This is a genomic window from Providencia sp. PROV272 (genome assembly GCF_049901975.1).
GTDB classification, from domain to species: Bacteria; Pseudomonadota; Gammaproteobacteria; order Enterobacterales; family Enterobacteriaceae; genus Providencia; species Providencia stuartii.
Genome location: NZ_CP096291.1, coordinates 993,322 through 1,020,317, shown reverse-complemented (window position 1 = coordinate 1,020,317; position 26,996 = coordinate 993,322). Strand labels below are relative to the sequence as shown.

The window sequence follows — 26,996 nt, the reverse complement described above, 5'->3', positions numbered from 1 at the left end:
TTAATTTTTAACAGGGATCGCTTTTAAGACCGCTGTTAATAATTTCCAGTATTCACCAACACTGGTGATATGTACTCGCTCATCAGGTGAGTGCGCACCACGAATGGTTGGCCCAATAGAGACCATATCCATATCAGGGTAAGGCTTCTTGAATAGACCACATTCCAGACCTGCATGGATCACCATTACATTAGGAATTTTACCAAACAGTTTTTGGTAAGTTTCGCTAACTAAATGCATAACGGGTGAGTCTGCATCGGGTTGCCAACCTGGGTAGCTGCCTTCTGCACGGTATTGTGCTTGTGCGAGCTTGCTCACCGATGTCAGCATATTCACGACATAGTTTTTACCGCTGTCGATTAATGAACGAACGAGGAAAATCACTTCGGCTTTCTCTTCCGTCATCGTGACAACGCCTTCGTTAAGTGAGGTTTCTACCACACCTTTTGCGACATCGCTCATGCGGATCACACCATTTGGTGCCGCATTTAAGAAGAACACAAAGCGTTTTTGGCACTCTTCAGTCAGCGCTTTCAAGTTACTTTGAGTTTCTTCTAATAAAAGAACTAAGTTTGGCTCAACAACGGCCAGTTCATTTTTTAAGATGTCTTCATAGCGTGCTCTTAGGGCTGTTAGTTCAGCGACTTTATCCGCTGGAACAGCGATAATCACATGCCCTTCACGAGGGATAGCATTACGAACGGTTCCCCCAGTGAATTCTAACAGTTTTAAACCAAGCTCTTCTTGGTGGCCCGCAAGGAAGCGTGCCAACAGCTTGTTAGCATTACCTAAACCTAAATGAACATCACCACCAGAGTGACCGCCTTTTAAGCCTTTTAATGTCATGGTGAAGGTTTTGTAGCCTTGCGGTACGGCTTCACGAGTGAGGTCAAATGTTGTTGTAAAATCAACACCACCCGCGCAACCCATATAGATTTCGCCTTCTTCTTCTGAGTCAGTATTGATCAGAATATCCGCTTGTAGCCAACCTGCTTGTAAGCCAAAAGCACCGTCCATGCCTGTTTCTTCGGTCATGGTTAACAGTACTTCAAGTGGCCCATGTTCAACGCTATCATCTGCTAGCACCGCAAGGGTAGATGCCATTCCGATACCGTTATCTGCACCTAAAGTTGTGCCTTCTGCCGTGACCCACTCTCCATCAACGTAAGGGCGGATAGGATCTTTGGTAAAATCATGTACCGTGTCATTATTTTTCTGCGGAACCATATCTAAGTGTGCTTGCAGCACAACAGGTTTACGATTTTCATAGCCAGGTGTTGCCGCTTTGCGGATCAAGATATTACCAACTTGGTCACGTTCTACATGAAACCCTTTTTGTTTTGACCATTCGATAATGTGTGTTGCTAGCGCTTCTTCATGATGAGAAGGATGGGGAATTGAACAAATTTTGGCAAAAATATCCCATAATGGCTGTGGTGACAATTTGGCTAGTTCAGACACGTTAGATCTCCTTAAGCGACTTTGGTCTTATTTATTTTTAGCTACTTATTCTGCTTAAAAGGTGTGGCACAGATATTCAGGCCACACGATTGATTTTCTCAGCATACACCTAATTGTTATAAATAGTCAGTGTAAATCATATTAATTCATCACAATTATCCGTTTTTGCTGGTTTTTGCTGTGTCAAATCACTATAATCTCGCGCAACCTTTTTTCCGCAAGACACATTTCAGTATTACTCAGCAGTCGGGACCCGAATTTTATGAGCGAAAAATATGTCGTAACGTGGGATATGTTGCAAATACATGCCCGTAAACTCGCACAACGTTTATTACCAGTCGAACAATGGACCGGCATTATCGCGGTTAGCCGTGGTGGCCTTGTACCAGGTGCACTTCTTGCACGTGAATTGGGTATCCGCCATGTTGATACCGTATGCATCTCCAGCTATGACCATGACAACCAGCGTGAATTGAAAGTCATTAAACGTGCCGAAGGTGATGGGGAAGGTTTCATTGTCATTGACGACCTCGTTGACACTGGTGGTACTGCAAAAGCCATTCGTGATATGTACCCGAAAGCACATTTTGTGACAATTTTTGCAAAACCAGCAGGCCGCCCATTGGTGGATGATTATGTCGTTGATATTCCACAAAACACGTGGATTGAACAGCCATGGGATATGGGCGTGGTGTTTGTAAAGCCTTTGTGTGAGCAAGATAAATAAACCATAACGGTTTTGAGTTAGATCTAAATGACAGGTAAAAATAGCGCTAATATGGGGTGTGCCCTTTATTATGATGCTTAAAACATTATTACCTAATAAAATTAAACACGAAACGTTATGATAAGGGGGATGCAATGGCATTCCCTTTTTATTTTAGCTCAATCGACAGGTTATCAGGATGACTCAACAAAATCTCTCCGAAAAACTGTTCAAGCCAAAAGTTAAGCAAACTGAAACATCAACATTAGTTTCTTACTCCGCTTATAGCGCCCCTATTGTCAATAGCCATTCGGCATTAAGTGGTGCCCAGCACGCGGGCTGGTATCGTATGATCAATCGCTTGTTGTGGATTTGGCGTGGTATTGACGCTTTAGAAATTGAAGAGGTTTTGAGCCGTATTGCGGTAACAGAAGCCGAACGTAGCGATGAACATTTACTTGATACCATCATTGGTAATCGTCGCGGTAACTGGTGCTTTGAGTGGTCTCATCAAGCCATGCAATGGCAACAAAAAGCCTTGCAGTTTGAAGGAGGAGAAAAAGCCAGTCGGGCATGGTTGCGTGCTGCCAATTTGTACAGTATTGCCGCTTACCCTTTTATAAAAGGCGATGAATTAGCGGATCAAGCGATTCTCTTGGCATGCAAAGCCTATGATAGCGCCGCACAATTTTCGCGTTATAAACTGAAAAAAATCGCGTTTAAGGTCGATGGTAATAAAGAGGTATGTGGCTTTTTACATATCCCTTCAACGGGCCAGGGGCCTTATCCGACAGTCATGGTATGTGGAACGCTGGATAGTTTACAAATCGACTATTGCCGTTTTTTCCGTGACTACCTTGAGCCACTTGGTATTGCCATGTTGACATTAGATATGCCGTCAATTGGCTATTCAATTAAATATAAGCTATCCCAAGAAACCAGTGAACTCCATGAACAAGTGGTTCGCCAGCTAAACACAATCCCATGGATAGACCATACACGCTTTGGCCTTGTTGGGTTGCGCTTTGGCGCCAATGTCGCTTTAAGGCTTGCCTATATGTGCCCTGATAAAATCAAAGCTGTCGCTGTCTTAGGGCCAGTTGTACACAGTTTATTGCATGAAGAAAAATATCAGCGCGATATTCCACGTATGGAGCTGGATGTTTTCGCCAGTCGTTTAGGAATTTATCATGTTGATGGTGCGGCATTACGGCATGAATTAAGTTGCTATTCATTAAAAAATCAAGGGCTTTTAGGGCGTCGTTGTCGTGTGCCTATGATGTCGGTTTATTGGAAAGGTGATATTTATAGTCCTAAAGCAGAATCCGATTTGATCAGGCGTTCATCAATGGATAGCCATATATTAACCCTGCCAGAGACACCTGTTTTTGAAAACTTCCAAAAGTCACTGAGTGAAACAACAGATTGGTTAAAAAGTAAAATTGTTTAATTTTATTTAATAACTTGATTATTTTTTAACTTTTGTTAAAAAGGGATCTTCTCAAAAAGGAGATCCTTACATGGCGTTACCTACTGATTACTCTAATGGGAAGTATTTAAAGAAGTTTTCTGCTTTAGGACCTTATCTACGAGAAAAGCAATGTTTAGATGGTTGCTATTTTTTCGATAGCCTAACTGTTTGCGTTAATGTCAATTCAGCACCAGAAAGACGCGAGTTTTGGGGCTGGTGGATGCTATTATCACCAAATGAAGATGGGTTTGAGTATTCATACCATTTGGGTTTGTACAATATTCATGGTACTTGGCAAGATAAGCCACTGAAAGATAATGCAATCCTTGATATCATTGAGCAGAACCTCATATCCTTCCATCAATCCCTTTCCAAACAACTTTCTGAGCTTGAGCTATCTTTGTTTCCTTCCGCAAAAATGGCAGAATTTAAATTGGAATTAAGCGCATAAAATTGTTTTAAGCCAACTTTTGTTGAATTTAGCGTTATGCCTGTTGGCATAACGCGCTCCAACTGATAAAAATGATACCTAATTTGTATTGATTAATTTTAATGGCAGAAAAATGATGAAAAATAGCCAGACACTTGTTGTTAAATTAGGCACTAGTGTATTGACCGGAGGCTCACGGCAATTGAACCAAGCTCATATTGTTGAGTTAGTCAGGCAGTGTGCGCAACAATATCAAAAAGGGCATCGTATTATTATTGTCACGTCTGGCGCTATCGCTGCTGGTCGTGAACACCTTAATTACCCCGAACTTCCAGCGACAATCGCGTCGAAGCAGCTTCTTGCAGCGGTAGGGCAAAGCCGCCTTATTCAGTTATGGGAACGTCTATTCTCTATTTATGGTATTCATATTGGGCAGATGCTGTTGACACGGGCCGATCTGGAAGACAGAGAGCGCTTTTTGAATGCCCGAGATACATTGCAGGCTCTGCTTGATAATGGCATTGTGCCTGTGATTAATGAGAATGATGCTGTCGCAACCGCTGAAATTAAAGTGGGGGATAATGATAATTTATCAGCCCTTGCCGCTATCCTTGGTGATGCTGACAAATTGCTATTATTGACAGATATTGAAGGGTTATTTGATTCTGACCCTCGTAGTAACCCGAATGCAAAACTGATCCCAGAAGTGTATGGCATCAATGATGAATTGCGTGAAATGGCGGGGGGAAGTGTTACTGGTCTGGGGACGGGGGGGATGGCAACTAAGTTGCAAGCCGCCGATGTTGCAGGAAGAGCAGGAATAGATGTCATTATTGCGGCAGGTAATAAGCCAGATGTGATCAACGCGGTGATTGAAGATATTCCAGTAGGCACGCGGTTTTATGGGCAGAAAAACCCAATGGAAAACCGCAAGCGTTGGATCTTTGGTGCTCCAGCGGCTGGCGATATATATATCGATGATGGCGCTCAACTTGCTATTATGGAAAAAGGAAGCTCCTTACTGCCGAAAGGCATCAAAAAAATTGAAGGTGATTTTTCCCGTGGTGCCGTTGTACGGATACGGAATATGGCAGGTAAAGATCTTGCTCACGGGGTCACTCATTATAATAGTGACGCTTTAAGAATGATTGCGGGCCATCATTCACAGGAAATAGGCCGCATACTGGGCTATGAACATGGCTCTGTAGCTGTCCACCGCGACGATATGATAGTGGGTTAATTATGTTAGAACAAATGGGAAAATCGGCTCGTGAAGCCTCATGGCAACTCGCCCAATTAAGTACAAAACAAAAAAATGCGGCTTTAGAGCAAATTGCTGATCTACTGGAACAAGAAAGTGCAGCGATTCTTGCCGCTAACGAAAAAGACATAGAACAAGCTCGTGCAAATGGGATGTCGCCTGCACTGCAAGATCGTTTATTACTAACGCCAGAGCGCCTAAAAAATATCGCGGATGATGTTAGAAAAGTGTGCCAATTAGCCGATCCTGTCGGGCAAGTGATTGATGGCAATCTGTTGGATAGCGGTTTAAATTTACAACGTCGCCGTGTGCCACTAGGGGTTGTTGGGGTGATCTATGAAGCTCGCCCAAATGTGACCGTTGACGTGGCTGCTTTATGCTTAAAAACAGGTAACGCGGCTATTTTACGTGGTGGTAAAGAAACGCATAATACCAATTTGGCTATCACAGACGTGATCCAAAAAGCATTAAAAAATAGCGGAATATCGGCGAATGCTATTCAAGCGATTAATAACCCTGATCGTGAATTAGTGGCGCAGCTACTCAAATTAGATCGTTATGTCGATATGCTGATCCCAAGAGGTGGAGCAGGGCTACATAAATTGTGTCGTGAGCAATCGACGATCCCTGTGATCACCGGTGGGATTGGTGTTTGTCACACATTTGTTGATGAATCAGTTGATTTTGATAAAGCAATCAACGTGCTGATTAATGCAAAAGTCCAACGTCCAAGCGCTTGTAATTCACTTGAAACCGTATTGGTTCATGAAAAAATTGCGGCGGCGTTTTTACCTCTACTAAGCCAAAAAATGGCTGAACAGCAGGTCACTTTACATGCCAGCAAGCAAGCTATGCCGTACTTGCAAAAAGGGCCTGCAAAAGTGGTCGATGTCACGCCTGAAAACTTAGTGGATGAGTGGTTATCACTCGATCTGAATGTTGAAATTGTCTCGGGAATTGATGCCGCAATCGACCATATTCGAACCTATGGCACCGCACACTCCGATGCTATTTTAACGGAATCTATCCGCCAAGCTGACTACTTTGTCCTACGTGTAGATTCTGCGGCAGTGTATGTCAATGCAAGTACTCGGTTTACCGACGGAGGTCAATTTGGACTAGGCGCTGAAGTTGCTGTGAGTACACAAAAACTGCATTCTCGTGGTCCAATGGGATTAGATGCCTTGACGACATACAAATGGATTGGTTATGGAGACTTCCTTAACCGAGCTTAAAAGTTAAATAATAATAATTAGGCCACACTTAGCGTGTGGCTTTGTTTTTATGATTATTGGTTGTTTTGAGACTAAAAAATCTATAACGCGTAGCGTATGCCTCGTAATGATCATGACAATGGGATGAATCAAAATGTTTTACATAATAGGTCCGAGAGGTTCAGGGAAAACAACAATCGGTAGGCGATTGGCTGATTATAAAGCATGTCAATTCATTGATACCGATAAATTGATTGTTGAACGTGCAGGAACCAGTATTGCGCGGATAGTAGAACAACATGGCTGGGAATACTTTCGTCACTTAGAAAGTGAAGTATTAAAATCGATAGCCGATCCAGATGCCGTGGTATCGACGGGGGGCGGCATTATCCTATCTGAAGAAAACCAACGTGTGATGCGTGATAATGGCACGGTGATCTATTTGAGCGCGAAACCAGAGGTTTTGGCGGCGAGACTAGCAGCAGAGCCGCAAGCTGATCAACGTCCAAGCTTAACAGGCAAATCAATATTAGAAGAAATTGAAGAGGTCATGTCACAAAGGGAGCCTCTTTATCAAGCAACCGCACATTATGTGATTGATGCGGAGCTGCCCGTCGAGACAATTATCACTCAATTAACAAATTTGGCTTAAAAGCATCGTGCTTCAAGGCACTTTAGGAGTAAACTACTTAGCTTAATTCTGGTTTTCAAGACATAATTATCTGTTGGAATGATAAAAGAAGACAAAACATAGGGATTTATTATGCTGGCAAATATGCTCAGGGCAGTACTTAGATTTTTATTTCGTATCCGCGTACTGGGAGACGAAAAAGAGTTATATCAAGACAAATGTCTAATTACACCTAACCATGTTTCATTCATTGATGGGATATTAATTGCGCTGTTTTTACCTATCAAGCCTGTGTTTGCAGTTTATTCGACTGTTGCAACACCGAGAATGATCAAACTACTAAAACCTTATGCTGATATTGTTCCTCTTGATCCGGCAAACCCTCTGGGGATCCGCAAACTAGTCAAAGAAGTTGAAAAAGGCCGTCCAATCGTTATTTTCCCTGAAGGGCGTATCAGCGTTCACGGCTCGCTGATGAAAATTTATGACGGTGCGGCATTTGTTGCGGCAAAATCAGGGGCAAAAGTGGTACCTATTCGTATTGAAGGCGCTGAAAGGAGTTATTTTAGCCGCCTAAAAGGTATTATTCCTTTGAAATGGTTTCCTCAAATCACTCTGCATATTTTACCCGCTGAAACTATCCCTATGCCTGAAGCGGCAAAAGCGATTGAACGCCGTCGTTTAGCCGGTATTCATTTATATAGCATTATGAAGTCAGCACGTATGGCTTGCCGTCCTCAAGTCACACTGGTTGAAGAATTTATTCAGAGCGTAAAACGCTTTGGACGCCGTTCGCCATGTATTGAAGATATTAATTTTAAAGAAGATAACTACCAAACGCTGTTGAAAAAATCGTTAGGCGTTGGGCGAATAATCGAACGTTATACCCATGAAAATGAGCGTATTGGCCTATTATTACCAAATACAACAGTGACGGCGGCCGCTATTTTCGGGGCTTTAATGCGTGGACGGGTTCCTGCCATGCTGAATTATACGGCGGGTAGCCATGGTATTCGTAATGCACTTAAAGCTTCTCAAGCAAAAGTTATCTTTACGTCACGACAATTCCTTGAAAAAGGCAATTTAACCCATATTCCAGAGCAAGTTACTGAAGCAAATTGGATTTACCTTGAAGATTTAAAAGATACCGTAACTTGGCAAGATAAATTATGGATAGTTAAACACCTATTAATGCCAGCTAAGGCCGTGATTCCTCGTAAGGCTGAAGATGAAGCATTAGTACTGTTTACTTCTGGTTCAGAAGGCACGCCAAAAGGGGTTGTGCACAGCCACGCTAGCCTTATGGCAAACGTTGAGCAAATTAAAACCATCGCAGACTTTACGCCTCGTGACCGTTTTATGTCATCGTTGCCACTCTTTCACGCTTTTGGGTTAACGGTTGGGCTGTTTATTCCTCTCTTTTCAGGAAGCCGGGTCTTTTTATACCCAAGCCCACTCCATTACCGAGTTATCCCTGAATTAGTGTATGACAAAAATTGCACTGTGTTATTTGGCACATCAACATTTTTGGCTAACTACGCACGTTTTGCTCATCAATATGATTTTGCACGATTACGCTATGTCGTTGCGGGTGCTGAAAAATTATCAGATAGCACCAAGAAGATTTGGTTTGATAAATTCGGCATTCGTATTCTTGAAGGTTATGGTGTGACTGAGTGTGCGCCTATTGTCTCTATCAATGTTCCGATGGCCTCTAAAGAAGGCACGGTAGGGCAAATATTGCCACAAATGGGCTCCCGTATTATCCCAATTTCCGGGATTGAAAATGGAGGCAAGTTGCAACTCAAAGGGCCAAATATCATGAAAGGGTATTTGCGTGTTGAAGCGCCCGGCGTTCTTGAAAAACCATCGGCAGAAAACCAGCATGGTGAGCAAGAAGAAGGATGGTATGACACAGGTGATATCGTCGTACTTGATGAACTCAATTACTGCACGATTAAAGGCCGTGTCAAAAGATTTGCGAAGCTTGCTGGTGAAATGGTTTCACTCGAAAGTATTGAACAGATGGTATTCAGTTTGTCGCCAAACGCCCATCATGCTGTGGTTACGAAACCGGATAGCAGTAAAGGCGAGGCATTGGTCCTGTTTACCACAGATAAAGAGCTGGATAGAAGTGCACTTTCATCTGCCGCAAAAAGTAAGGGCTTAACCGAATTAGCTGTGCCGCGGGATATTCGTGTTGTAAAAGAGTTACCAGTGCTCGGAACGGGTAAAACAGATTTCGTTACGCTTAAACAGATGGCGTTAGAGGATTGAAGGTATGCAAGATGTCAATGCGCCACTCATGAGCCGAGGGATGAAAGCGGTTCTGGCTTCGCAGTTTCTTTCCGCTTTTGCTGATAATGCGCTGTTATTTGCCATTTTAGCCCAGTTAAAAGCGGAGTTTTATCCTGAATGGAGCCATCCCGTATTACAGATGGTCTTTGTATTTACCTATATCATCTTAGCGCCATTTGTAGGGCAAGTTGCTGATCGCTTCTCGAAAGGGCGTGTCATGTTAGTTTCAAACTTGTTTAAGTTTATTGGCGCGCTGGGGATCTGCTTGGGTCTTAACCCATTCCTTTGTTATGGGCTTGTTGGGATTGGCGCAGCATCATATTCCCCTGCAAAATACGGTATCTTAGGTGAACTAACCAGTGGCGATAACTTAGTAAAAGCAAACGGCGTTATGGAAGCATCAACAATCGCCGCTATATTAGTTGGCTCAGTTGTTGGCGGTATTTTATCTGATGTTAGCCTAATATTAGCCCTTGCGACCTGTGCAGTGCTTTATGCGTTAGCGGTAATTGCCAATTTTTATATTCCTCGATTAGTTGCCGCTCGCCCTGGTAAAGGCTGGCATTTTAAAAAACTATTTATTGATTTTTGGACAGCCTGCCGCACGCTGTGGGCAAACCAAGAAAGCCGCTTTTCATTGGTCGGAACTAGTATGTTTTGGGGCGCGGGTGTCACTTTACGCTTCTTATTAGTGGCATGGGTTCCTATCGCATTAGGCTTACAAGATAATGCAACGCCAACCTACCTAAATGCCGCGGTTGCCGTCGGTATTGTCGTAGGAGCGGGGCTTGCCGCAAAATTTATTACATTAAAAACCGTATCACGCTGTATTCCCGCAGGGATTGTGATTGGCGTTATGGTGATATTACTTGCTCTGCAAACTAAACTCATGCCTTCTTACGCCATCTTGGCTGTATTAGGGATTTTTGGTGGGCTATTTGTAGTTCCTCTCAATGCGTTACTGCAAGAAAAAGGTAAGGCAACGGTCGGGGCTGGTAACGCGATAGCGGTGCAAAACCTAGGTGAAAATAGCGCCATGCTTATTATGTTAGGGCTATATTCACTGGCAATGAAAGCTGGGTTGTCTGTGATTAGTGTCGGTATTGGCTTTGGCTCAGTATTTGCTATCGCAATTGCTGGGTTGTGGATCTGGGATCGCGCACGCAAAAAATAGGCATGTAAAGGTAAACAATCAAATGAAAAATGAAAGTTATCTCGAAACATTAAGCGTTCAGCTTGGTCAGCTCCTCAAAAAACAAGGTAAAACGATAACCTGTGCGGAGTCATGTACCGGCGGGTGGATTGCAAAAGTATTGACGGATATTGCCGGTAGTTCGGATTACTTTCATAGAGGGTTTGTGACATACAGTAATGAGGCAAAACACCAGATGATCGGTGTGACAGAAGCCTCATTGCAGAAGTATGGCGCAGTGAGTGAGCAAGTCGTTTCGGAGATGGCGCTTGGTGCACTTAAAGAAGCCGCCGCTGATGTGGCTGTTTCCGTCAGCGGTATCGCAGGTCCCGGTGGCGGTAGTGAGGAAAAACCGGTTGGTACTGTTTGGTTTGGATTTGCTCAAAAACACTCTACAGGTACTGTTAATATTACGACTAAGCATTGTGTGTTCCAAGGTGATAGAAATGCAATTCGTTTACAATCAACCGCTTATGCACTTGAAACACTTTTACAAATGTTAAGTTAAAAATCTTCTTGATACTGTATGATTATACAGTATACTTATCATCAACAAACCGAATTCAATCGTTCTATTTGCAGTGGGAGAGTCCATTGCACCAAAGGGAGTGAACATGGCTATCGATGAAAACAAACAAAAGGCATTAGCTGCAGCGTTAGGTCAAATTGAAAAGCAATTTGGTAAAGGCTCTATCATGCGTCTTGGTGAAGACCGCTCAATGGACGTAGAAACTATTTCAACAGGCTCTTTATCTCTTGATGTGGCTTTAGGTGCAGGTGGTTTGCCATTAGGGCGTATTGTCGAAATTTATGGTCCTGAATCTTCTGGTAAAACAACACTCACGTTGCAAGTTATTGCAGCAGCACAACGTAGCGGAAAAACCTGTGCATTTATCGACGCTGAACATGCGCTAGATCCAATCTATGCGAAAAAACTGGGTGTTGATATCGATAACCTTCTATGTTCTCAACCTGATACTGGTGAGCAAGCACTAGAGATTTGTGATGCACTGACGCGTTCAGGCGCTGTTGATGTCATTATCGTTGACTCCGTGGCCGCATTAACACCAAAAGCTGAAATTGAAGGTGAAATCGGTGACTCACACATGGGCTTAGCGGCTCGTATGATGAGCCAAGCGATGCGTAAATTAGCGGGTAACTTAAAGAACTCGAATACACTTTTAATCTTCATTAACCAAATCCGTATGAAGATCGGCGTTATGTTTGGTAACCCTGAAACCACTACAGGTGGTAACGCTCTGAAATTCTACGCTTCTGTTCGTTTAGATATTCGCCGTATCGGTGCTGTCAAAAATGGTGAAGAAATTGTAGGTAGCGAAACACGCGTTAAAGTTGTTAAAAACAAAGTTGCAGCGCCATTTAAACAGGCTGAATTCCAAATCCTTTATGGTGAAGGCATTAACACCTATGGTGAATTGATCGACTTAGGTGTTAAACATAAGTTGATTGAAAAAGCCGGTGCTTGGTATAGCTATAACGGTGATAAAATCGGTCAAGGTAAAGCAAACGCGACAACGTATCTGAAAGAGCATCGGGAAATTGCAGAAGAACTCGATAAAAAATTGCGTGAAATGCTTTTAACGCATACTGGTGAGTTTAGCAGCGCAGCGGCTGACTATATCAGTGAAACTGATGAAGATGAGACACCAGAAGAATTTTAATACGAACTTATTAGTTTGATAAATAAGAAGATTATAAACGCCACTCTAAAATGAGTGGCGTTTTTTTGTTTTTCATTTGAGCTATAATGGGATGAACAATGGTTTTTCTGTGGAAAAATAGCCCATTGAAAGGTATAAACATACTTTCAGAAAATATTCAGACGCTTTACAATGAAAGCCACGAATGGATGTATCTATACTACAAAAAATTCAAGGCGCAGCGAGGCGACAAAAAAATAAGTCGCTAAGAACATGTATCATGTCTGTAACTAGGACGAGTGAACATAGTCAACCATGCTACAACTTGAAGTATGAAGAGTATAAATTTTACTTCTACACAAAGAGACTTTATCTTATCAGTCACTTTTTAATCGGAGAGTTGATTAGAGGTGATGTTACATTCCATCTCAACAATTCGTAATTCAGTTTCCAGCTTGAAATCGGGATAATTATGAGTAAAAGCACCGCTGAGATCCGTCAAGCGTTTCTCGACTTTTTTCATACAAAAGGTCATCAGGTGGTCAGTAGCAGTTCGCTAGTGCCAAACAATGACCCAACATTATTGTTCACTAACGCAGGGATGAACCAGTTCAAAGATGTTTTTCTTGGTCTGGATAAAAGAGCATATTCCCGAGCGACAACAGCACAAAGATGTGTGCGAGCAGGTGGTAAACATAACGATTTAGAAAACGTTGGCTACACAGCCCGCCACCATACTTTCTTTGAAATGCTTGGCAACTTTAGCTTCGGTGATTACTTCAAACATGATGCAATCAACTTTGCTTGGGAGCTATTAACTGGGAAAGAATGGTTCAACTTACCAAAAGAAAAATTGTGGGTGACCGTCTACGAGACCGATGATGAGGCCTATGATATTTGGCACAAAGAAGTCGGTATTCCTGTAGATCGTATTATCCGTATTGGTGATAACAAAGGGGCGCCATACGCATCTGATAACTTCTGGCAGATGGGGGATACAGGTCCTTGTGGTCCATGTACCGAAATTTTCTATGATCATGGTGAGCATATCTGGGGTGGTCCTCCAGGAAGCCCTGAAGAAGATGGTGACCGTTATATCGAAATCTGGAACATCGTTTTCATGCAGTTTAACCGTCAATCCGATGGCACGATGGAACCACTACCTAAGCCGTCAGTGGATACAGGGATGGGGCTTGAACGTATTGCGGCAGTATTGCAGCATGTCAACTCTAACTATGATATCGATATTTTCCAAGAGCTGATCGCAGCAGCCGCTAAAGCGACAGGTTCTAACGACCTTTCAAATAAATCACTTCGTGTCATTGCTGACCATATCCGTTCTTGTGCATTCCTCGTGAGTGATGGTGTTATTCCATCCAACGAAGGTCGTGGTTATGTATTGCGCCGTATTATTCGCCGTGCAGTACGTCATGGTTATATGCTGGGAGCAAAAGACACTTTCTTCTACAAACTAGTGGCGCCACTCATTAACGTTATGGGGTCCGCAGCGGATGAACTGGCTCGTCAGCAATCTACTGTTGAAAAAGTACTTAAAACTGAAGAAGAACAGTTCGCTCGTACCTTAGAGCGCGGCCTACAGCTACTTGATGAAGAACTAGCTGCCCTTAAAGGGGATACCTTAGATGGTGAAACGGTATTCCGTTTATATGATACATACGGTTTCCCGATGGATTTAACCGCTGATGTGTGTCGTGAACGTAATATTAAGGTTGACGAAGAAGGCTTTGAGCGCGCAATGGAAGACCAGCGTCGTCGTGCTAGAGAATCAAGTGGCTTTGGTACTGACTATAATTCACTGATTAAGGTCGAAAAGCACAGCGAATTTTCTGGTTATGCCTATAATGAACAATTAGCAACAATAACTGCCATCTATAAAAATGGCCAGCCAGTCGATTCCCTGAACGCAGGTGAAGAAGGTTTGGTGATCCTTGATAAAACGGCGTTTTACGCAGAATCAGGTGGTCAAGTCGGTGATACAGGTTTGTTGCGTAATGATAGCGGTAGCTTTATCGTGACGGATACCCAAAAATATGGTCAAGCGATTGGTCATATTGGTAAGGTAGAATCAGGCTCTTTGGTGATTAATCATCGTATTGATGCCAAAATCGATGTGGAAAGACGTGATGCAATCCGTCTGAATCACTCAGCGACTCACTTGTTACATGCCGCTTTACGTCAAGTGCTAGGTGAGCATGTGTCACAAAAAGGCTCTTTAGTTAATGATAAATACTTGCGCTTTGACTTCTCACATTTTGAGGCTATGACAGCCGCTCAGTTGCGCGAAGTTGAAGATATCGTTAACGCACAAATTCGTAAGAATACACCAATTGAAACGGAACTTATGGATTTAGAAAGTGCAAAAGCGAAAGGTGCGATGGCACTATTCGGTGAGAAATACGAAGAGCGCGTACGTGTTCTGAGTATGGGCGGTGATTTCTCTATCGAACTTTGTGGTGGTACGCATGCAAGCCGTACTGGTGATATTGGTTTGTTCCGTATCCTCAGTGAGTCTGGTACAGCGGCAGGTGTGCGTCGTATTGAAGCGACAACAGGTGAGAGCGCATTGGAAAGTGTTCATAGCCAGTCAGAGCAACTTAATGCGATAGCTCATCTTCTCAAAGGCGATATGAGTAGCTTAGTTGAAAAAGTTAAGTCTGCATTGGAAAAATCTCGTCAGCTAGAAAAAGAGATTTTGCAATTAAAAGATCAACAAGCATCGCAAGAAAGTGCTTCACTAAGTAGCAAAGCAAAAGATATCAAAGGCGTTAAATTACTTGTTAGTCAATTAAATAATACTGAACCTAAGCTTTTGAGAACCATGGTTGATGATCTCAAAAATCAGTTGAAATCAGCGATTATCGTGCTTTCAACAACAAGTGGTGATAAAGTCAGTATAATTGTTGGTGTAACTAATGATTTGACTGCTAAAATAAAGGCGGGTGATTTGATATCCTATGTTGCTCAACAAGTCGGTGGTAAAGGCGGTGGGCGCCCAGACATGGCTCAGGCTGGTGGTACGGATGTGAGTGCGTTACCAACAGCTATGGCAAGTGTAGAAGATTGGGTGTCTTCACGGCTCTAGCTACTGGGGAAGTTACCTCATACACCGTGAGGTAACTTTCGCTGTTGCAACATTGTTAAAGTGTTGTAAGTGGTGTTATATTTTGTATGTATATAATTAAAAATGATTGCCTTGATGGCATCAATGCTTTAGGTGTATATCATTGCTTTACGTTTTCACGGTGTGTGATGGACAATAGCGGGGGAAACCTAGAGACCCGACTCTTTTAATATTTCAAGGAGCAAAGAATGCTTATTCTGACTCGTCGAGTTGGTGAAACACTCATGATAGGCGATGAGGTAACAGTTACGGTACTGGGAGTAAAAGGCAATCAAGTTCGTATTGGTGTCAATGCCCCAAAGGAAGTTTCTGTTCACCGTGAAGAAATTTATCAACGGATCCAGGCTGAAAAGACTCAACCAGACAATCAATAATAATGAATAAGCGTCCATATCTTGACCCACACAGCAAAGATGGACGCTTGTCTTTTATCTATATCCCTTCCTATATTTAATTTTTTCTCGCTTCCCTGTGGCTAATTGGCCTTTTATTCTATGGCCCTTACCACTTCTCTTGCACTGCATATGATGATTAACATGTTTTGCTAGCATATTTTCACGATAGAATTTCACAATGAGTCGTTTTTTTACGACCTTAAAAATTGTGAAATTACCCCGTGATGAATATGATTTTCGATGCTAAACTAATCATCTTGCTTGTGAAATGTGCAAACGATCATTGAAAAGTAAAAAGTTTGGAAAAATTGTTTGACTTCTAAAGCGAGGAAAGTAATATGTGCGCCACACAGAGACGAGATGTCAAAAACAAATCGCCTGTGACTAAAAACGGTGAGGTGGCCGAGAGGCTGAAGGCGCTCCCCTGCTAAGGGAGTATGCGGTCAAAAGCTGCATCGAGGGTTCGAATCCCTCCCTCACCGCCATTTTAGAAGCTGCATCCGTAGCTCAGCTGGATAGAGTACTCGGCTACGAACCGAGCGGTCGGAGGTTCGAATCCTCCCGGATGCACCATATTTAACCCTATAAGTAAAGCTGGTGGGGTTGCGTTTTGGTTTTTAAGAACTGAAACAACAGTAGTCATTGAGAAGTGTAGAGTTTGATATTGTAATGCATCCGTAGCTCAGCTGGATAGAGTACTCGGCTACGAACCGAGCGGTCGGAGGTTCGAATCCTCCCGGATGCACCATCTACTAGCTAATCTAGCGTATCAAATATCCCCTCGATAAACAGTATTTTAAATTGTTGAACACACTGTTCAACAATAAAAGAATTTGCATCCGTAGCTCAGCTGGATAGAGTACTCGGCTACGAACCGAGCGGTCGGAGGTTCGAATCCTCCCGGATGCACCATCTACTAGCTAATCTAGCGTACCAAATACCCCCCTCGATAAACAGTATTGTGAAGTGTTGAACACACCGTTCAGCAGTAAAAGCATTTGTATCCGTCGCTCAGTTGGATAGAGTACTCGGCTACGAACCGAGCGGTCATAGGCTCGAATCTTTTCAGATGTACCATAATCAGAAGCCCCTCAAAAGAGAAATTTTTTTAGCCCTATTATTGGCTTTATTGTTTATTTAATACTGTTTCAATGATTCGCTTTATATAAACCACACATCTAAACAGCGACAATTTCCTCCATTTACGCTAAAGTAAGCACCTTACTAAAATAAAATGACATCACTGGCGGGAGGTCGATTTGATCCCGGACGTATCTAAAGCGCTCTCATGGTTAGAGGCGCACCCAGAAGCACTAAATGGTATTCAACGTGGTATTGAACGTGAAACATTACGTGTTACTCCGGAAGGTTCTATTGCTGAAACTTTGCATCCGGAAGAGTTGGGGAAAGCATTAACACATAAATGGATCACGACAGATTTTGCTGAGCCTTTACTTGAATTCATCACACCTGTTGATAAAAGTATTGGGCATAGTTTGGCTTTTCTTAGGGATTTACATCGCTATACGGCGCGTCAGATGCATAATGAAAGGATGTGGCCGTTAAGCATGCCTTGTTTTATCGAAAACGAGGATAAAATCACGCTGGCACAATATGGCTCATCTAATGTTGGCCGCTTCAAGAATTTATATCGCGAAGGGCTGAAAAACCGTTATGGTGCATTAATGCAGACCATTGCTGGCGTTCATTACAACTTCTCCTTGCCAATTGAGTTTTGGCAAGCGTGGGCGGGTGTTAAAGACGCTGAAAGTGGCAAAGCACAAATCTCGGATGGCTATCTACGTCTGATTAGGAACTATTATCGCTTTGGTTGGGTTATTCCTTATTTATTTGGCGCTTCTCCTGCAATTTGCGGGTCGTTCCTCAAAGATAGGGATACCAAACTCACATTTGAAAAGACCGCTGGTGGTACTTATTACTTGCCATATGCGACGTCACTGAGAATGAGTGATTTGGGCTATACAAATAAATCTCAGAGCGATTTAAACATTACATTTAATGACTTAGATAGTTATGTCGCGGGCTTGAAAAAAGCCATTTACAAACCATCTGAGGAGTTTGCTGCACTAGGTGTTAAAAAAGAGGGCAAATACATTCAATTGAACACTAATGTGTTGCAAATTGAAAACGAATTGTATGCCCCTATACGCCCTAAACGTGTGCCTAAAGGTGATGAATCGCCGTCAGATGCGTTGCTACGCGGTGGCATCGAATATATTGAGGTAAGAGCGTTAGATATTAACCCATTCAGTGCGATTGGTGTTGATGAAACACAAACTCGTTTCCTCGACCTGTTTTTAATTTGGTGTGTGTTAGCTGATGCACCTGAAATGAACGCTCAGGAATTGGATTGTAGCCGTAAAAACTGGAACCGAGTGATCCTCGAAGGGCGTAAGCCTGGGCAAGTCATCGGTATTGGTTGTGGCAGTGAAATGAAGCCACTCGTCGAAGTCGGGCAGCAGTTATTTAACGATCTGATCCGTGTAGCTGAAGTCCTTGATACTTGCTGTGATGCTAAGTATCGTGATGTTTGTCACCAATTTGTTGCGATGTTTGAAGATCCAACACTGACATATTCTGCTTTAGTGATGGATAAAATGATTGAGCAAGGCATTGGTGGCTATGGCTTAGCATTGGCAGAAAAATATTATCAGCAATTGGTGAGTGAACCTTACGAGGTGATCACTGAGGCACAGTTTGAAGAAGCTCGATTAGCTTCCATTGAAAAACAAGCTATGCTAGAGAAAGAGCAAACCGAAAGCTTTGAAGAGTATCTGCACAAGCATGCAGGGCGTTAAAAAGAAAATGGCCACGTTAAGTGGCCAAATATAAAATCTCTTAGAGAATTAGGGATGATAACAAATTTGCGCGTCTTTCATTTATTAAGACTCGGCGATTCCAAAATAGTTTCATTTATTTTTTGAAAATAAAAATAATTTTTTCAGGAGGTCAAGAAATGCCGTTATTAGACAGTTTTACTGTAGATCATACGCGTATGGCTGCACCTGCCGTCCGTGTGGCGAAAACCATGCAAACTCCAAGTGGAGATACGATTACAGTTTTCGACCTGCGTTTCACGGTTCCTAACAAAGAGGCAATGTCAGAGAAAGGTACTCATACACTAGAACACCTATTTGCAGGTTTTATGCGTGATCACCTCAACGGTGATGGTGTTGAGATCATTGATATCTCGCCAATGGGATGCCGTACAGGCTTTTATATGAGCTTGATTGGAGAGCCTGATGAACAACGCGTAGCGAATGCATGGAAAAGTGCAATGCAGGATGTACTGAAAGTCCAAGATCAAGCGAAGATCCCTGAACTGAATATTTACCAGTGTGGCACTTATAAAATGCATTCACTGGAAGAAGCTCAACAAATTGCACGCAATGTCTTAGCGTCAGAAATCCGTGTTAACAAAAATGATGAGCTAGCTTTACCAGCTGAGAAGTTGACAGAACTACACGTTTAGATAAATAGCTTCTGGATAAACTGCACCTGATATTCGATACAGGTGCAGTTTTTATTTGTGCTTACTAAGAGGAAGATACCGCCGACTTTGTGTTTAAAGGCGTAATTTTTACCTGTTTGATAATATTGTCACTGATTTCTAATACTTCAACTAAGTAGTGTGAAATAACAATTTTCTCTTGTAATTCAGGTATATCCCCAATAGCTTCCAACACCATACCATTCACAGTTCTTGGGCCATCGATAGGCAGGTGCCAATCAAGGGCTTTGTTAAGGTCTCGAATATTCGCTGTACCATCAACGAGTACACTCCCGTCGCTTTGAGGTAGAACTTCTTCAGCCAATGATGGTGACATGGAGGTTGTAAAGTCACCGACGATCTCTTCTAAGATGTCTTCAACAGTAATCAGACCTTGGATCTCACCATACTCATCGACAATGATGCCTATTTTCTCTTTGTTATGCTGAAAATTAATTAGCTGAGTACTTAACAGCGTACTATTTGGAATAAAATAGATATTATCGGCGGCTTTGATCAGATTTTGTTTATTGAACTCGCGTTTTTCCATCATCATGCGATAGGCTTCGCGTACTCGTAAGATCCCAATCGCATCATCCAGTGAATCACGATACAGTACAATACGCCCATGAGGTGAGTGAGTTAATTGGCGTACAATGGATTTCCAATCATCATTAACATCAATGCCTACTATCTCATTTCTTGGCAGCATAATGTCGCCGACAGTCACTTTTTCAAGATCTAAGATAGATAGCAACATGTCTTGATTACGTCGACTGAGCTTTGCTTTCGACTCATTAACGATAGTTCTTAACTCATCTTTACTTACAGCATCGCTACGTATAACAGGGGGTTTTATTCCACAAATGTACATAAACATCAGTGTAATTTTATTGAACGCCCAAACGACAGGCAGCATAATTTTTTGTAGAGGTTTTAAAATATAGCTACTTGGAAAAGCGACTTTTTCTGGGTATAGCGCCGCGATCGTTTTAGGTAAAACTTCAGCGAAGACTAAGATGATGAAGGTTAAAATACCTGTTGCAATTGCCACCCCTGCGTTACCGTATAAACGCATCCCCACAATAGTCGCGAGTGACGAAGCTACGATATTAATCAGGTTATTACCAATTAGGATCAAACTAATCAGTTTATCAGGGTGTCTGAGTAATTTTTCAACTCGTTTTGCAGAACGGTTGCCTTGTTTGGCGAGGTGCTTTAAGCGGTAACGGTTCAGCGTCATCATACCTGTTTCTGAGGCTGAAAAGTATGCTGACATAATAATTAAAACGATTAATATGATGATGAGCGTACCAGTAGATACGTGATCCAAAACTAGGTTCCTTATGCAGTATAGATAAGATTATTTTATCCATCTTATGGATAAGATACCATAATTTGTTGCATCAGCCGGTTGCCGAAAAAAGCCATTGTTAGGATAAAGGCGCCTGCTACATGGAAAAATAGGACTCTTTTTCCGCGCCAACCTCCATGAAAATGACCCCATAATAAAATGATATAGACGAACCAAGCGACAACTGATAACACAGACTTATGAATATTCTCTTTATCAAAGATATTATCCATATAAATAAAGCCCGTACATAAAGTTAAGGTTAGCAGAATGACACCAACTTGGGTGATATGAAACATTTTACGCTCAATGACCATCATTGGTGGCATATCAGCTCTGAATTTGAACGTTTTATTTTTAAGTTGATAGTCAATAAGCGCGACTTGGAATGCATACAAGGCGGCAATTAAAAGGGTTGCATAGCTAAGCAAGGCCAAGCCAATGTGAATAAATAGCGGGACGCTGCCTTCTAGATGGGTGATAAATTCACCTGGCATCACGGCTGAGAGGATTAAATTAATAATGGCAAAACTATAGACAATAGGTGTCAAATACCACGCTTTGCCTTTGTAGGCGACCACCGTCATGATGATGCACATTAATAGGCTAACTGCGGAACCTAAATTCAGCAATGTGAGGTTTTGTCCTTCTGCTCCACGAAAAATAAGCAACTTTAGCGTGATTGCATGGGTAATCAGTGCAACAACAGCTAATAAGAGGGCTAACCGGCGATAGACAGGTTGTTTACGAACCTGGCCGGGAACGATCAGCGATATGCTGAACAGATATGTACAAACTGCTATGACTGCAAATACGGGCATAGTATAGTGTCGTTATTCATTTTTAGTGGATAATGTTAGCTAGTATAACGCGTGCAACTGTAGGCTCCAACCATTAGCACTGTTAATAAGCCTCTTCTTAATCGCTAATCGCATTTAAGAGTCCTTTTTACAGGCCATGTTCATTTAAAAATGAGGATAATTTGGGTATCTGGCCTGTAAAAACAACCTCCAACAGGGTGCAGCGAATATACGTCAGGTATGATACACTGTGACGAAAATTTTCGGCGTTGGTTTCAGTTGTGGCTGTCAGTGGTTATTTTGCTTTGAAAAGACCGATAAGCAAATTTGCCGAAATGAGCCACTCAATACTTGTATTTTGCAGTATTCATAACCAAATCTAGCTTTGACAGTAGGCCCATAAACAGAATTGAGCTAAGACATATGTTTGATAATTTAACTGACAGACTATCGCGCACTTTGCGCAACATCAGCGGGCGTGGTCGTCTGACTGACGATAATATTAAAGATACATTGCGTGAAGTTCGCATGGCTCTGCTGGAAGCAGACGTTGCGCTCCCCGTTGTCCGTGAATTTATTCAAAAGGTAAAAGAGAGTGCTGTTGGCCAAGATGTCAATAAAAGCTTAACACCAGGCCAAGAGTTCATCAAAATTGTTCAAAATGAGCTTACTCGAGCGATGGGGGAAGAGAACCATCAGCTCAACCTTTCTGCACAACCACCAGCTGTGGTGTTGATGGCAGGTTTGCAAGGTGCGGGTAAAACAACCAGCGTTGCAAAACTAGGTAAGCTATTAAAAGAAAAACAAAAGAAAAAAGTTTTAGTGGTCTCTGCTGACGTGTATCGTCCAGCGGCGATCAAGCAGTTAGAAACATTGGCTGAAACAGTTGGAATTGATTTCTTCCCTTCCGATGTTAAAGAGAAGCCTGCGGCGATTGTGCAAAAAGCTTTAAAACATGCTCAATTGCAATTCTATGATGTATTACTTGTGGATACAGCTGGGCGCTTGCACGTTGATGAGGCGATGATGGAGGAAATCCAAGAAGTCCATCGCATTATCAAGCCTGTAGAAACCCTGTTTGTTGTCGATGCGATGACGGGGCAGGATGCGGCAAATACAGCAAAAGCGTTTAACGAAGCACTGCCTCTTACTGGGGTTGTTCTGACCAAAGTTGACGGTGATGCTCGTGGCGGTGCGGCTCTCTCTATTCGTGCTATCACCGGTAAGCCAATTAAGTTCTTAGGGGTTGGTGAAAAAACCGATGCGTTGGAGCCTTTCCATCCTGAGCGTGTGGCTTCCCGTATTTTAGGCATGGGTGACGTGTTATCTCTGATCGAAGAGATTGAACATAAAGTTGACCGTGACCAAGCTGAAAAATTAGCTAAGAAACTGAAAACGGGTGACGGTTTTGATTTAAACGACTTTTTAAGTCAATTAAAGCAGATGCGTAATATGGGTGGCATGGCGAGTATGATGAGTAAAATACCCGGTATGTCTCAAGTGCCTGATGCGGTGAAGTCACAAATGGATGATAAAATTACTATCCGTATGGAAGCTATCATCAACTCAATGACACGCAAAGAGCGCGAAAAACCAGAAATTATCAAGGGCTCCCGTAAACGCCGTATTGCAGCGGGGTCGGGTACGACGGTTCAAGATGTCAACCGCCTTTTGAAACAATTTGATGATATGCAACGCATGATGAAGAAGATGAAAAAAGGCGGTCTTGCTAAAATGATGCGTGGTATGAAAGGAATGATGCCACCGGGTTTTCCGGGGCGTTAAGTAATGAAGCTAGAAAGAATATGCACTTTTGATTGATTTTTGCGTCAAAGTGAGTAAAATTTTCGGGCTTTTTATATGACAACCGGACTCTATCCCTCGATGGAGTCTGGTTGTTTTATTAACTAATGAGGATGTTATGGTAACAATTCGTTTATCTCGTGGCGGCGCAAAAAAGCGTCCGTTCTACCAAATCGTTGTAACCGATAGCCGCAATGCGCGTGACGGTCGTTTCATCGAGCGTATCGGTTTCTTCAACCCAATCGCTTCAGGTCAAGCAGAAGAACTGCGTTTAGACTTGGATCGTGTTGAGCACTGGGTTGGTCTGGGCGCAACTATTTCTGACCGTGTTGCACAACTGGTCAAACAAGCTAAAAAAGCAGCTTAATCTGTCACGGTGGTAACTATGAGCAAGCAAGCAAATCTAGCGACTCCTACTAACCCAATTGTGTTGGGTAAATTAGGCGCTGCGTATGGAATTCGTGGTTGGCTCAAAGTTTTTTCGTCCACCGAACATGCTGAAAGTATTTTTGATTATCAGCCTTGGTTTATTCAACGTTCTGGTCAGTGGCAACACATCGAACTGGAAGATTGGAAACACCATAACAAAGATATCATTCTGAAACTCAAAGGGGTTGATGACCGCGATGCAGCAACGCTGTTAACTAATTTTGAGATTGTTGTGGATTCAGCGCAACTTCCTGAATTAGATAATAACGAATACTACTGGAAAGACCTTATGGGCTGCCAAGTGGTGACGTTGCAAGGGTATAACCTAGGTACCATCACCGATATGATGGAAACCGGGTCTAATGATGTCATTGTGATTAAGGCAAATCTAAAAGATGCGTTTGGCATCAAGGAGCGGCTGGTTCCGTTTCTTGATGGGCAGGTTATCAAGAAAGTCGATCTCAAATCTAAACTGATTGAAGTTGATTGGGATCCTGGTTTTTAAATCTCCGGTTGAACGGTTTTTATGAGTGGGACTAAATAATGTGGATTGGTGTAATTAGCCTGTTTCCCGAAATGTTCCGCGCAATAACCGAGTACGGGGTAACTGGTCGGGCAGTGAAAAATGGCCTGCTGTCTGTGGAGTGTTGGAACCCGCGAGATTTTACTCACGATAAACACAAAACAGTCGATGATCGCCCCTATGGCGGTGGTCCGGGCATGCTGATGATGGTGCAGCCATTAAGGGATGCTATCAATACAGCAAGAACTGAGGCAGGTGAGGGTGCGAAAGTCATCTATTTATCACCTCAGGGGCGCAAACTTAGTCAAGCTGGGGTTTGCGAATTGGCAACGAATGAGAAACTTATTCTTGTTTGTGGTCGATATGAAGGCATTGATGAACGGATCATACAAACCGAAGTTGATGAAGAATGGTCAATCGGTGATTACGTTCTAAGTGGTGGGGAGCTCCCCGCGATGGTGTTGATAGACTCAGTTTCTCGGTTCATTCCGGGGGTACTTGGTCATGAGGCATCTGCTCAAGAAGACTCTTTTGCAGATGGCTTGTTGGATTGTCCTCACTATACCCGCCCTGAAGTTTTAGACGGCATGCACGTTCCTGATGTTTTATTGTCAGGGAATCATGCAAAGATAGATAGCTGGCGCATGAAGCAATCACTTGGCCGTACCTGGCTGAGAAGACCTGAGCTTCTGGAAAGCCTAGCTCTGACTGACGAGCAAAGGATGTTGCTGAACGAATTCCAAAATGAATATCGTTCTGAGCAACAAGTGAATCCAGACAATTAAATTAATTGTCTAACATATATCAGTTTACCTAGGGTAAGAGAATTATTATGAGCAACATTATTAAACAACTTGAACAAGAGCAGATGAAGCAGGACGTACCTTCATTCCGTCAGGGTGATACTGTGGAAGTTAAGGTATGGGTCGTAGAAGGCTCTAAGAAACGTCTGCAGGCATTTGAGGGCGTGGTTATTGCTATTCGTAATCGCGGTCTGCACTCTGCATTCACTGTTCGTAAAATTTCTAACGGCGAAGGTGTTGAGCGTGTATTCCAAACTCACTCTCCTGTCGTAGATAGCATCGCTGTTAAACGTCGTGGTGCCGTACGTAGAGCTAAACTGTACTACCTGCGTGAGCGTTCTGGTAAGGCTGCTCGTATCAAAGAGCGTCTGAACGCCAAGTAATACGCTTTCGCTACATCCGAAAGTTACGATAAGGCCCGCTTATGCGGGCCTTTCTATTTGTTACCTTATTGATTTAGATAAGTTCACTGTTAATCATTTTCTGAAGTTAGATCTTTCTCTGTCACTTATTTCCCTTCTTATCGACCTAATCGTTAATATATTATCCTCTTAAGTTAAATTACGTGCTTTACCTGTTTTTGTAAACGTAACTTTACTAAAAGAGTGGTTTTGTATAATAAATAAGCGATATTCAATAGTTTGTTTTATTAAAATCTATTATTTATCAATGTCTTGCGTTTGTGTAATTTTTTATTTACGTATATGGAAATATTTTACATTAATGGATTGTATTCTTTACGTCACATGGTATGTTAATAACCAAGCACTCAAACACAATATATAAACAATAAGTTAAGCAGGTAATAAAAATGATCATGCAAAAAGATGTACTCAATAATGTGAATATTCGTGATGAACAGGTACTGATTACACCTGAAGCACTGAAACAGAAGTTTCCACTGAGTCACAACAATCTGCATGCCATCGCGGCTTCGCGTCAAACAATTGCTGATATTATCCATCAGCGTGACCCGCGCTTACTCGTGGTATGTGGTCCTTGTTCTATTCATGATGTCGATGCGGCGATTGAATACGGGCAACGTTTACAGAAGCTTGCTGCTGAACTGAGTGATAGTTTATATATTGTGATGCGTGTCTATTTTGAAAAACCTCGTACAACAGTGGGTTGGAAAGGATTAATAAGCGACCCTCTTATGGATGGTTCGTTTGATATGGAAAAAGGGCTACATATTGCGCGTGATCTTTTGACCAACCTTGTCAATATGGGGCTGCCATTAGCCACTGAAGCGTTAGATCCTAATAACCCACAATACTTAGGTGACCTTTTTAGCTGGTCTGCAATTGGTGCAAGAACCACAGAATCGCAAACACACCGTGAAATGGCATCAGGGCTATCGATGCCTGTAGGGTTCAAAAATGGTACGGATGGCAGCTTGTCTACAGCTATCAATGCGATGAAAGCCGCTTCTATGCCACACCGTTTTATGGGGATTAATCAGTCAGGGCAAGTGAGCTTATTGCATACCAACGGTAATGAAAATGGGCACATTATTTTACGCGGTGGTAAAACGCCAAATTACAGCCCTGAAGATATCGCGGCTTGTGAAATTGAAATGAGAAAGGCAGGGCTAGAACCTTCATTGATGGTCGATTGTAGTCACGGTAACTCTAATAAAGATTTCCGTCGTCAGCCACTCGTTGTTGATTCAATTATTGAACAAATTTCTAATGGGAATCAATCAATAACCGGTATTATGTTGGAAAGCCATTTACATGAAGGCAATCAAAGTTCTGAGCAACCGCGTAGTGAGATGAAATATGGTGTATCAGTGACGGATGCCTGCATTAACTGGGAAACAACGGAAACGGTATTGCGTAAGCTACATCAAGCATTGTTACCTGCGCTTGAAGGGCGCGCAGAAAAATTTGAAATTGCGAGCTGATACAA

23 protein-coding genes and 4 tRNA genes are annotated in these 26,996 nt (G+C 42.5%); 24 read left to right on the top strand and 3 right to left on the bottom strand.

Annotated features, from left to right (window positions below; all coding sequences use genetic code 11):
* A complete protein-coding gene (gene pepD / locus M1E93_RS04545) occupies positions 1-1,461 on the bottom strand; it encodes a beta-Ala-His dipeptidase (RefSeq protein ID WP_426207145.1) in 1,461 nt (486 codons plus the stop codon).
* 262 nt (positions 1,462-1,723) lie between these two features.
* Between pepD and gpt the strand changes: the two genes are divergently transcribed.
* From gpt to luxS, 18 genes are all read left to right on the top strand, one after another.
* The gene (gene gpt, locus M1E93_RS04540) at positions 1,724-2,188 is read left to right on the top strand and encodes a xanthine phosphoribosyltransferase (RefSeq protein ID WP_004923189.1); all 465 of its coding nucleotides are present in this window, start codon (positions 1,724-1,726) and stop codon (positions 2,186-2,188) included.
* A gap of 178 nt (positions 2,189-2,366) precedes the next feature.
* Positions 2,367-3,617, top strand: coding sequence for an esterase FrsA (frsA, locus tag M1E93_RS04535; RefSeq protein ID WP_004923186.1), 1,251 nt, complete (start codon positions 2,367-2,369; stop codon positions 3,615-3,617).
* Positions 3,618-3,687: 70 nt separating this feature from the next.
* Positions 3,688-4,089 carry a sigma factor-binding protein Crl gene (gene crl, locus M1E93_RS04530; RefSeq protein WP_249890721.1) on the top strand — a complete coding sequence of 134 codons (402 nt, stop codon included), beginning with the start codon at positions 3,688-3,690 and terminating at the stop codon, positions 4,087-4,089.
* Positions 4,090-4,204: 115 nt separating this feature from the next.
* Positions 4,205-5,308: a glutamate 5-kinase gene (gene proB, locus M1E93_RS04525; RefSeq protein WP_014656662.1), complete on the top strand. Its 1,104-nt coding sequence runs from the start codon at positions 4,205-4,207 to the stop codon at positions 5,306-5,308.
* Positions 5,309-5,310: 2 nt separating this feature from the next.
* Positions 5,311-6,564, top strand: a complete 1,254-nt coding sequence (gene proA / locus M1E93_RS04520) for a glutamate-5-semialdehyde dehydrogenase (protein WP_004923180.1) — start codon at positions 5,311-5,313, stop codon at positions 6,562-6,564.
* A gap of 133 nt (positions 6,565-6,697) precedes the next feature.
* Entirely contained in the window at positions 6,698-7,195 is a 498-nt protein-coding gene (aroL, locus tag M1E93_RS04515) for a shikimate kinase AroL (protein ID WP_004923298.1), read from the top strand.
* A 111-nt stretch (positions 7,196-7,306) separates the two neighbouring features.
* The gene (gene aas / locus M1E93_RS04510; RefSeq protein WP_426207144.1) at positions 7,307-9,451 is read left to right on the top strand and encodes a bifunctional acyl-ACP--phospholipid O-acyltransferase/long-chain-fatty-acid--ACP ligase; all 2,145 of its coding nucleotides are present in this window, start codon (positions 7,307-7,309) and stop codon (positions 9,449-9,451) included.
* 4 nt (positions 9,452-9,455) lie between these two features.
* On the top strand, positions 9,456-10,646 hold the full coding sequence (gene lplT / locus M1E93_RS04505; protein WP_040132888.1) for a lysophospholipid transporter LplT: 1,191 nt from the start codon (positions 9,456-9,458) through the stop codon (positions 10,644-10,646).
* Positions 10,647-10,668: 22 nt separating this feature from the next.
* Positions 10,669-11,172 (top strand): nicotinamide-nucleotide amidase, encoded by a 504-nt coding sequence (gene pncC, locus M1E93_RS04500; RefSeq protein ID WP_004923172.1) that lies wholly within the window; start codon positions 10,669-10,671, stop codon positions 11,170-11,172.
* Positions 11,173-11,278: 106 nt separating this feature from the next.
* Complete coding sequence (gene recA / locus M1E93_RS04495) at positions 11,279-12,346, top strand: recombinase RecA (RefSeq protein WP_014656658.1); 1,068 nt, start codon at positions 11,279-11,281, stop codon at positions 12,344-12,346.
* A 451-nt stretch (positions 12,347-12,797) separates the two neighbouring features.
* The gene (alaS, locus tag M1E93_RS04490) at positions 12,798-15,428 is read left to right on the top strand and encodes an alanine--tRNA ligase (protein ID WP_014656657.1); all 2,631 of its coding nucleotides are present in this window, start codon (positions 12,798-12,800) and stop codon (positions 15,426-15,428) included.
* A 227-nt stretch (positions 15,429-15,655) separates the two neighbouring features.
* A complete protein-coding gene (gene csrA / locus M1E93_RS04485) occupies positions 15,656-15,841 on the top strand; it encodes a carbon storage regulator CsrA (RefSeq protein ID WP_004264815.1) in 186 nt (61 codons plus the stop codon).
* 413 nt (positions 15,842-16,254) lie between these two features.
* Positions 16,255-16,347, top strand: a tRNA-Ser gene (locus M1E93_RS04480).
* An 11-nt stretch (positions 16,348-16,358) separates the two neighbouring features.
* A tRNA-Arg gene (locus tag M1E93_RS04475) sits at positions 16,359-16,435 on the top strand.
* Between the two features lie 98 nt (positions 16,436-16,533).
* Positions 16,534-16,610: transfer RNA gene (locus M1E93_RS04470), tRNA-Arg, on the top strand.
* An 87-nt stretch (positions 16,611-16,697) separates the two neighbouring features.
* Positions 16,698-16,774, top strand: a tRNA-Arg gene (locus tag M1E93_RS04465).
* 347 nt (positions 16,775-17,121) lie between these two features.
* Positions 17,122-18,681, top strand: a complete 1,560-nt coding sequence (gshA, locus tag M1E93_RS04460; RefSeq protein ID WP_040132889.1) for a glutamate--cysteine ligase — start codon at positions 17,122-17,124, stop codon at positions 18,679-18,681.
* A gap of 158 nt (positions 18,682-18,839) precedes the next feature.
* Entirely contained in the window at positions 18,840-19,355 is a 516-nt protein-coding gene (gene luxS, locus M1E93_RS04455) for an S-ribosylhomocysteine lyase (protein ID WP_014656655.1), read from the top strand.
* Between the two features lie 64 nt (positions 19,356-19,419).
* Here luxS and M1E93_RS04450 read toward each other — a convergent pair whose 3' ends face one another.
* Both M1E93_RS04450 and M1E93_RS04445 read right to left on the bottom strand, forming a co-directional pair.
* Positions 19,420-20,706, bottom strand: coding sequence for a CNNM domain-containing protein (locus M1E93_RS04450; protein WP_014656654.1), 1,287 nt, complete (start codon positions 20,704-20,706; stop codon positions 19,420-19,422).
* Between the two features lie 44 nt (positions 20,707-20,750).
* Positions 20,751-21,548 (bottom strand): cytochrome C assembly family protein, encoded by a 798-nt coding sequence (locus M1E93_RS04445; RefSeq protein WP_004924889.1) that lies wholly within the window; start codon positions 21,546-21,548, stop codon positions 20,751-20,753.
* Between the two features lie 402 nt (positions 21,549-21,950).
* On the opposite strand from M1E93_RS04445, the gene ffh reads away from it, so the two are divergent.
* The 6 genes from ffh (at position 21,951) to M1E93_RS04415 (ending at position 26,991) form a co-directional block, all read left to right on the top strand.
* Positions 21,951-23,312 carry a signal recognition particle protein gene (gene ffh / locus M1E93_RS04440; RefSeq protein ID WP_004924888.1) on the top strand — a complete coding sequence of 454 codons (1,362 nt, stop codon included), beginning with the start codon at positions 21,951-21,953 and terminating at the stop codon, positions 23,310-23,312.
* A gap of 136 nt (positions 23,313-23,448) precedes the next feature.
* Positions 23,449-23,697, top strand: coding sequence for a 30S ribosomal protein S16 (gene rpsP / locus M1E93_RS04435; RefSeq protein ID WP_004924887.1), 249 nt, complete (start codon positions 23,449-23,451; stop codon positions 23,695-23,697).
* Between the two features lie 18 nt (positions 23,698-23,715).
* Positions 23,716-24,264: a ribosome maturation factor RimM gene (gene rimM / locus M1E93_RS04430; protein WP_004924886.1), complete on the top strand. Its 549-nt coding sequence runs from the start codon at positions 23,716-23,718 to the stop codon at positions 24,262-24,264.
* 38 nt (positions 24,265-24,302) lie between these two features.
* Positions 24,303-25,067 carry a tRNA (guanosine(37)-N1)-methyltransferase TrmD gene (gene trmD / locus M1E93_RS04425; protein ID WP_004924885.1) on the top strand — a complete coding sequence of 255 codons (765 nt, stop codon included), beginning with the start codon at positions 24,303-24,305 and terminating at the stop codon, positions 25,065-25,067.
* A 47-nt stretch (positions 25,068-25,114) separates the two neighbouring features.
* Complete coding sequence (gene rplS / locus M1E93_RS04420) at positions 25,115-25,468, top strand: 50S ribosomal protein L19 (RefSeq protein WP_004914006.1); 354 nt, start codon at positions 25,115-25,117, stop codon at positions 25,466-25,468.
* Positions 25,469-25,896: 428 nt separating this feature from the next.
* The gene (locus M1E93_RS04415) at positions 25,897-26,991 is read left to right on the top strand and encodes a 3-deoxy-7-phosphoheptulonate synthase (protein ID WP_426207143.1); all 1,095 of its coding nucleotides are present in this window, start codon (positions 25,897-25,899) and stop codon (positions 26,989-26,991) included.
* The last annotated feature ends 5 nt before the right edge of the window (positions 26,992-26,996 follow it).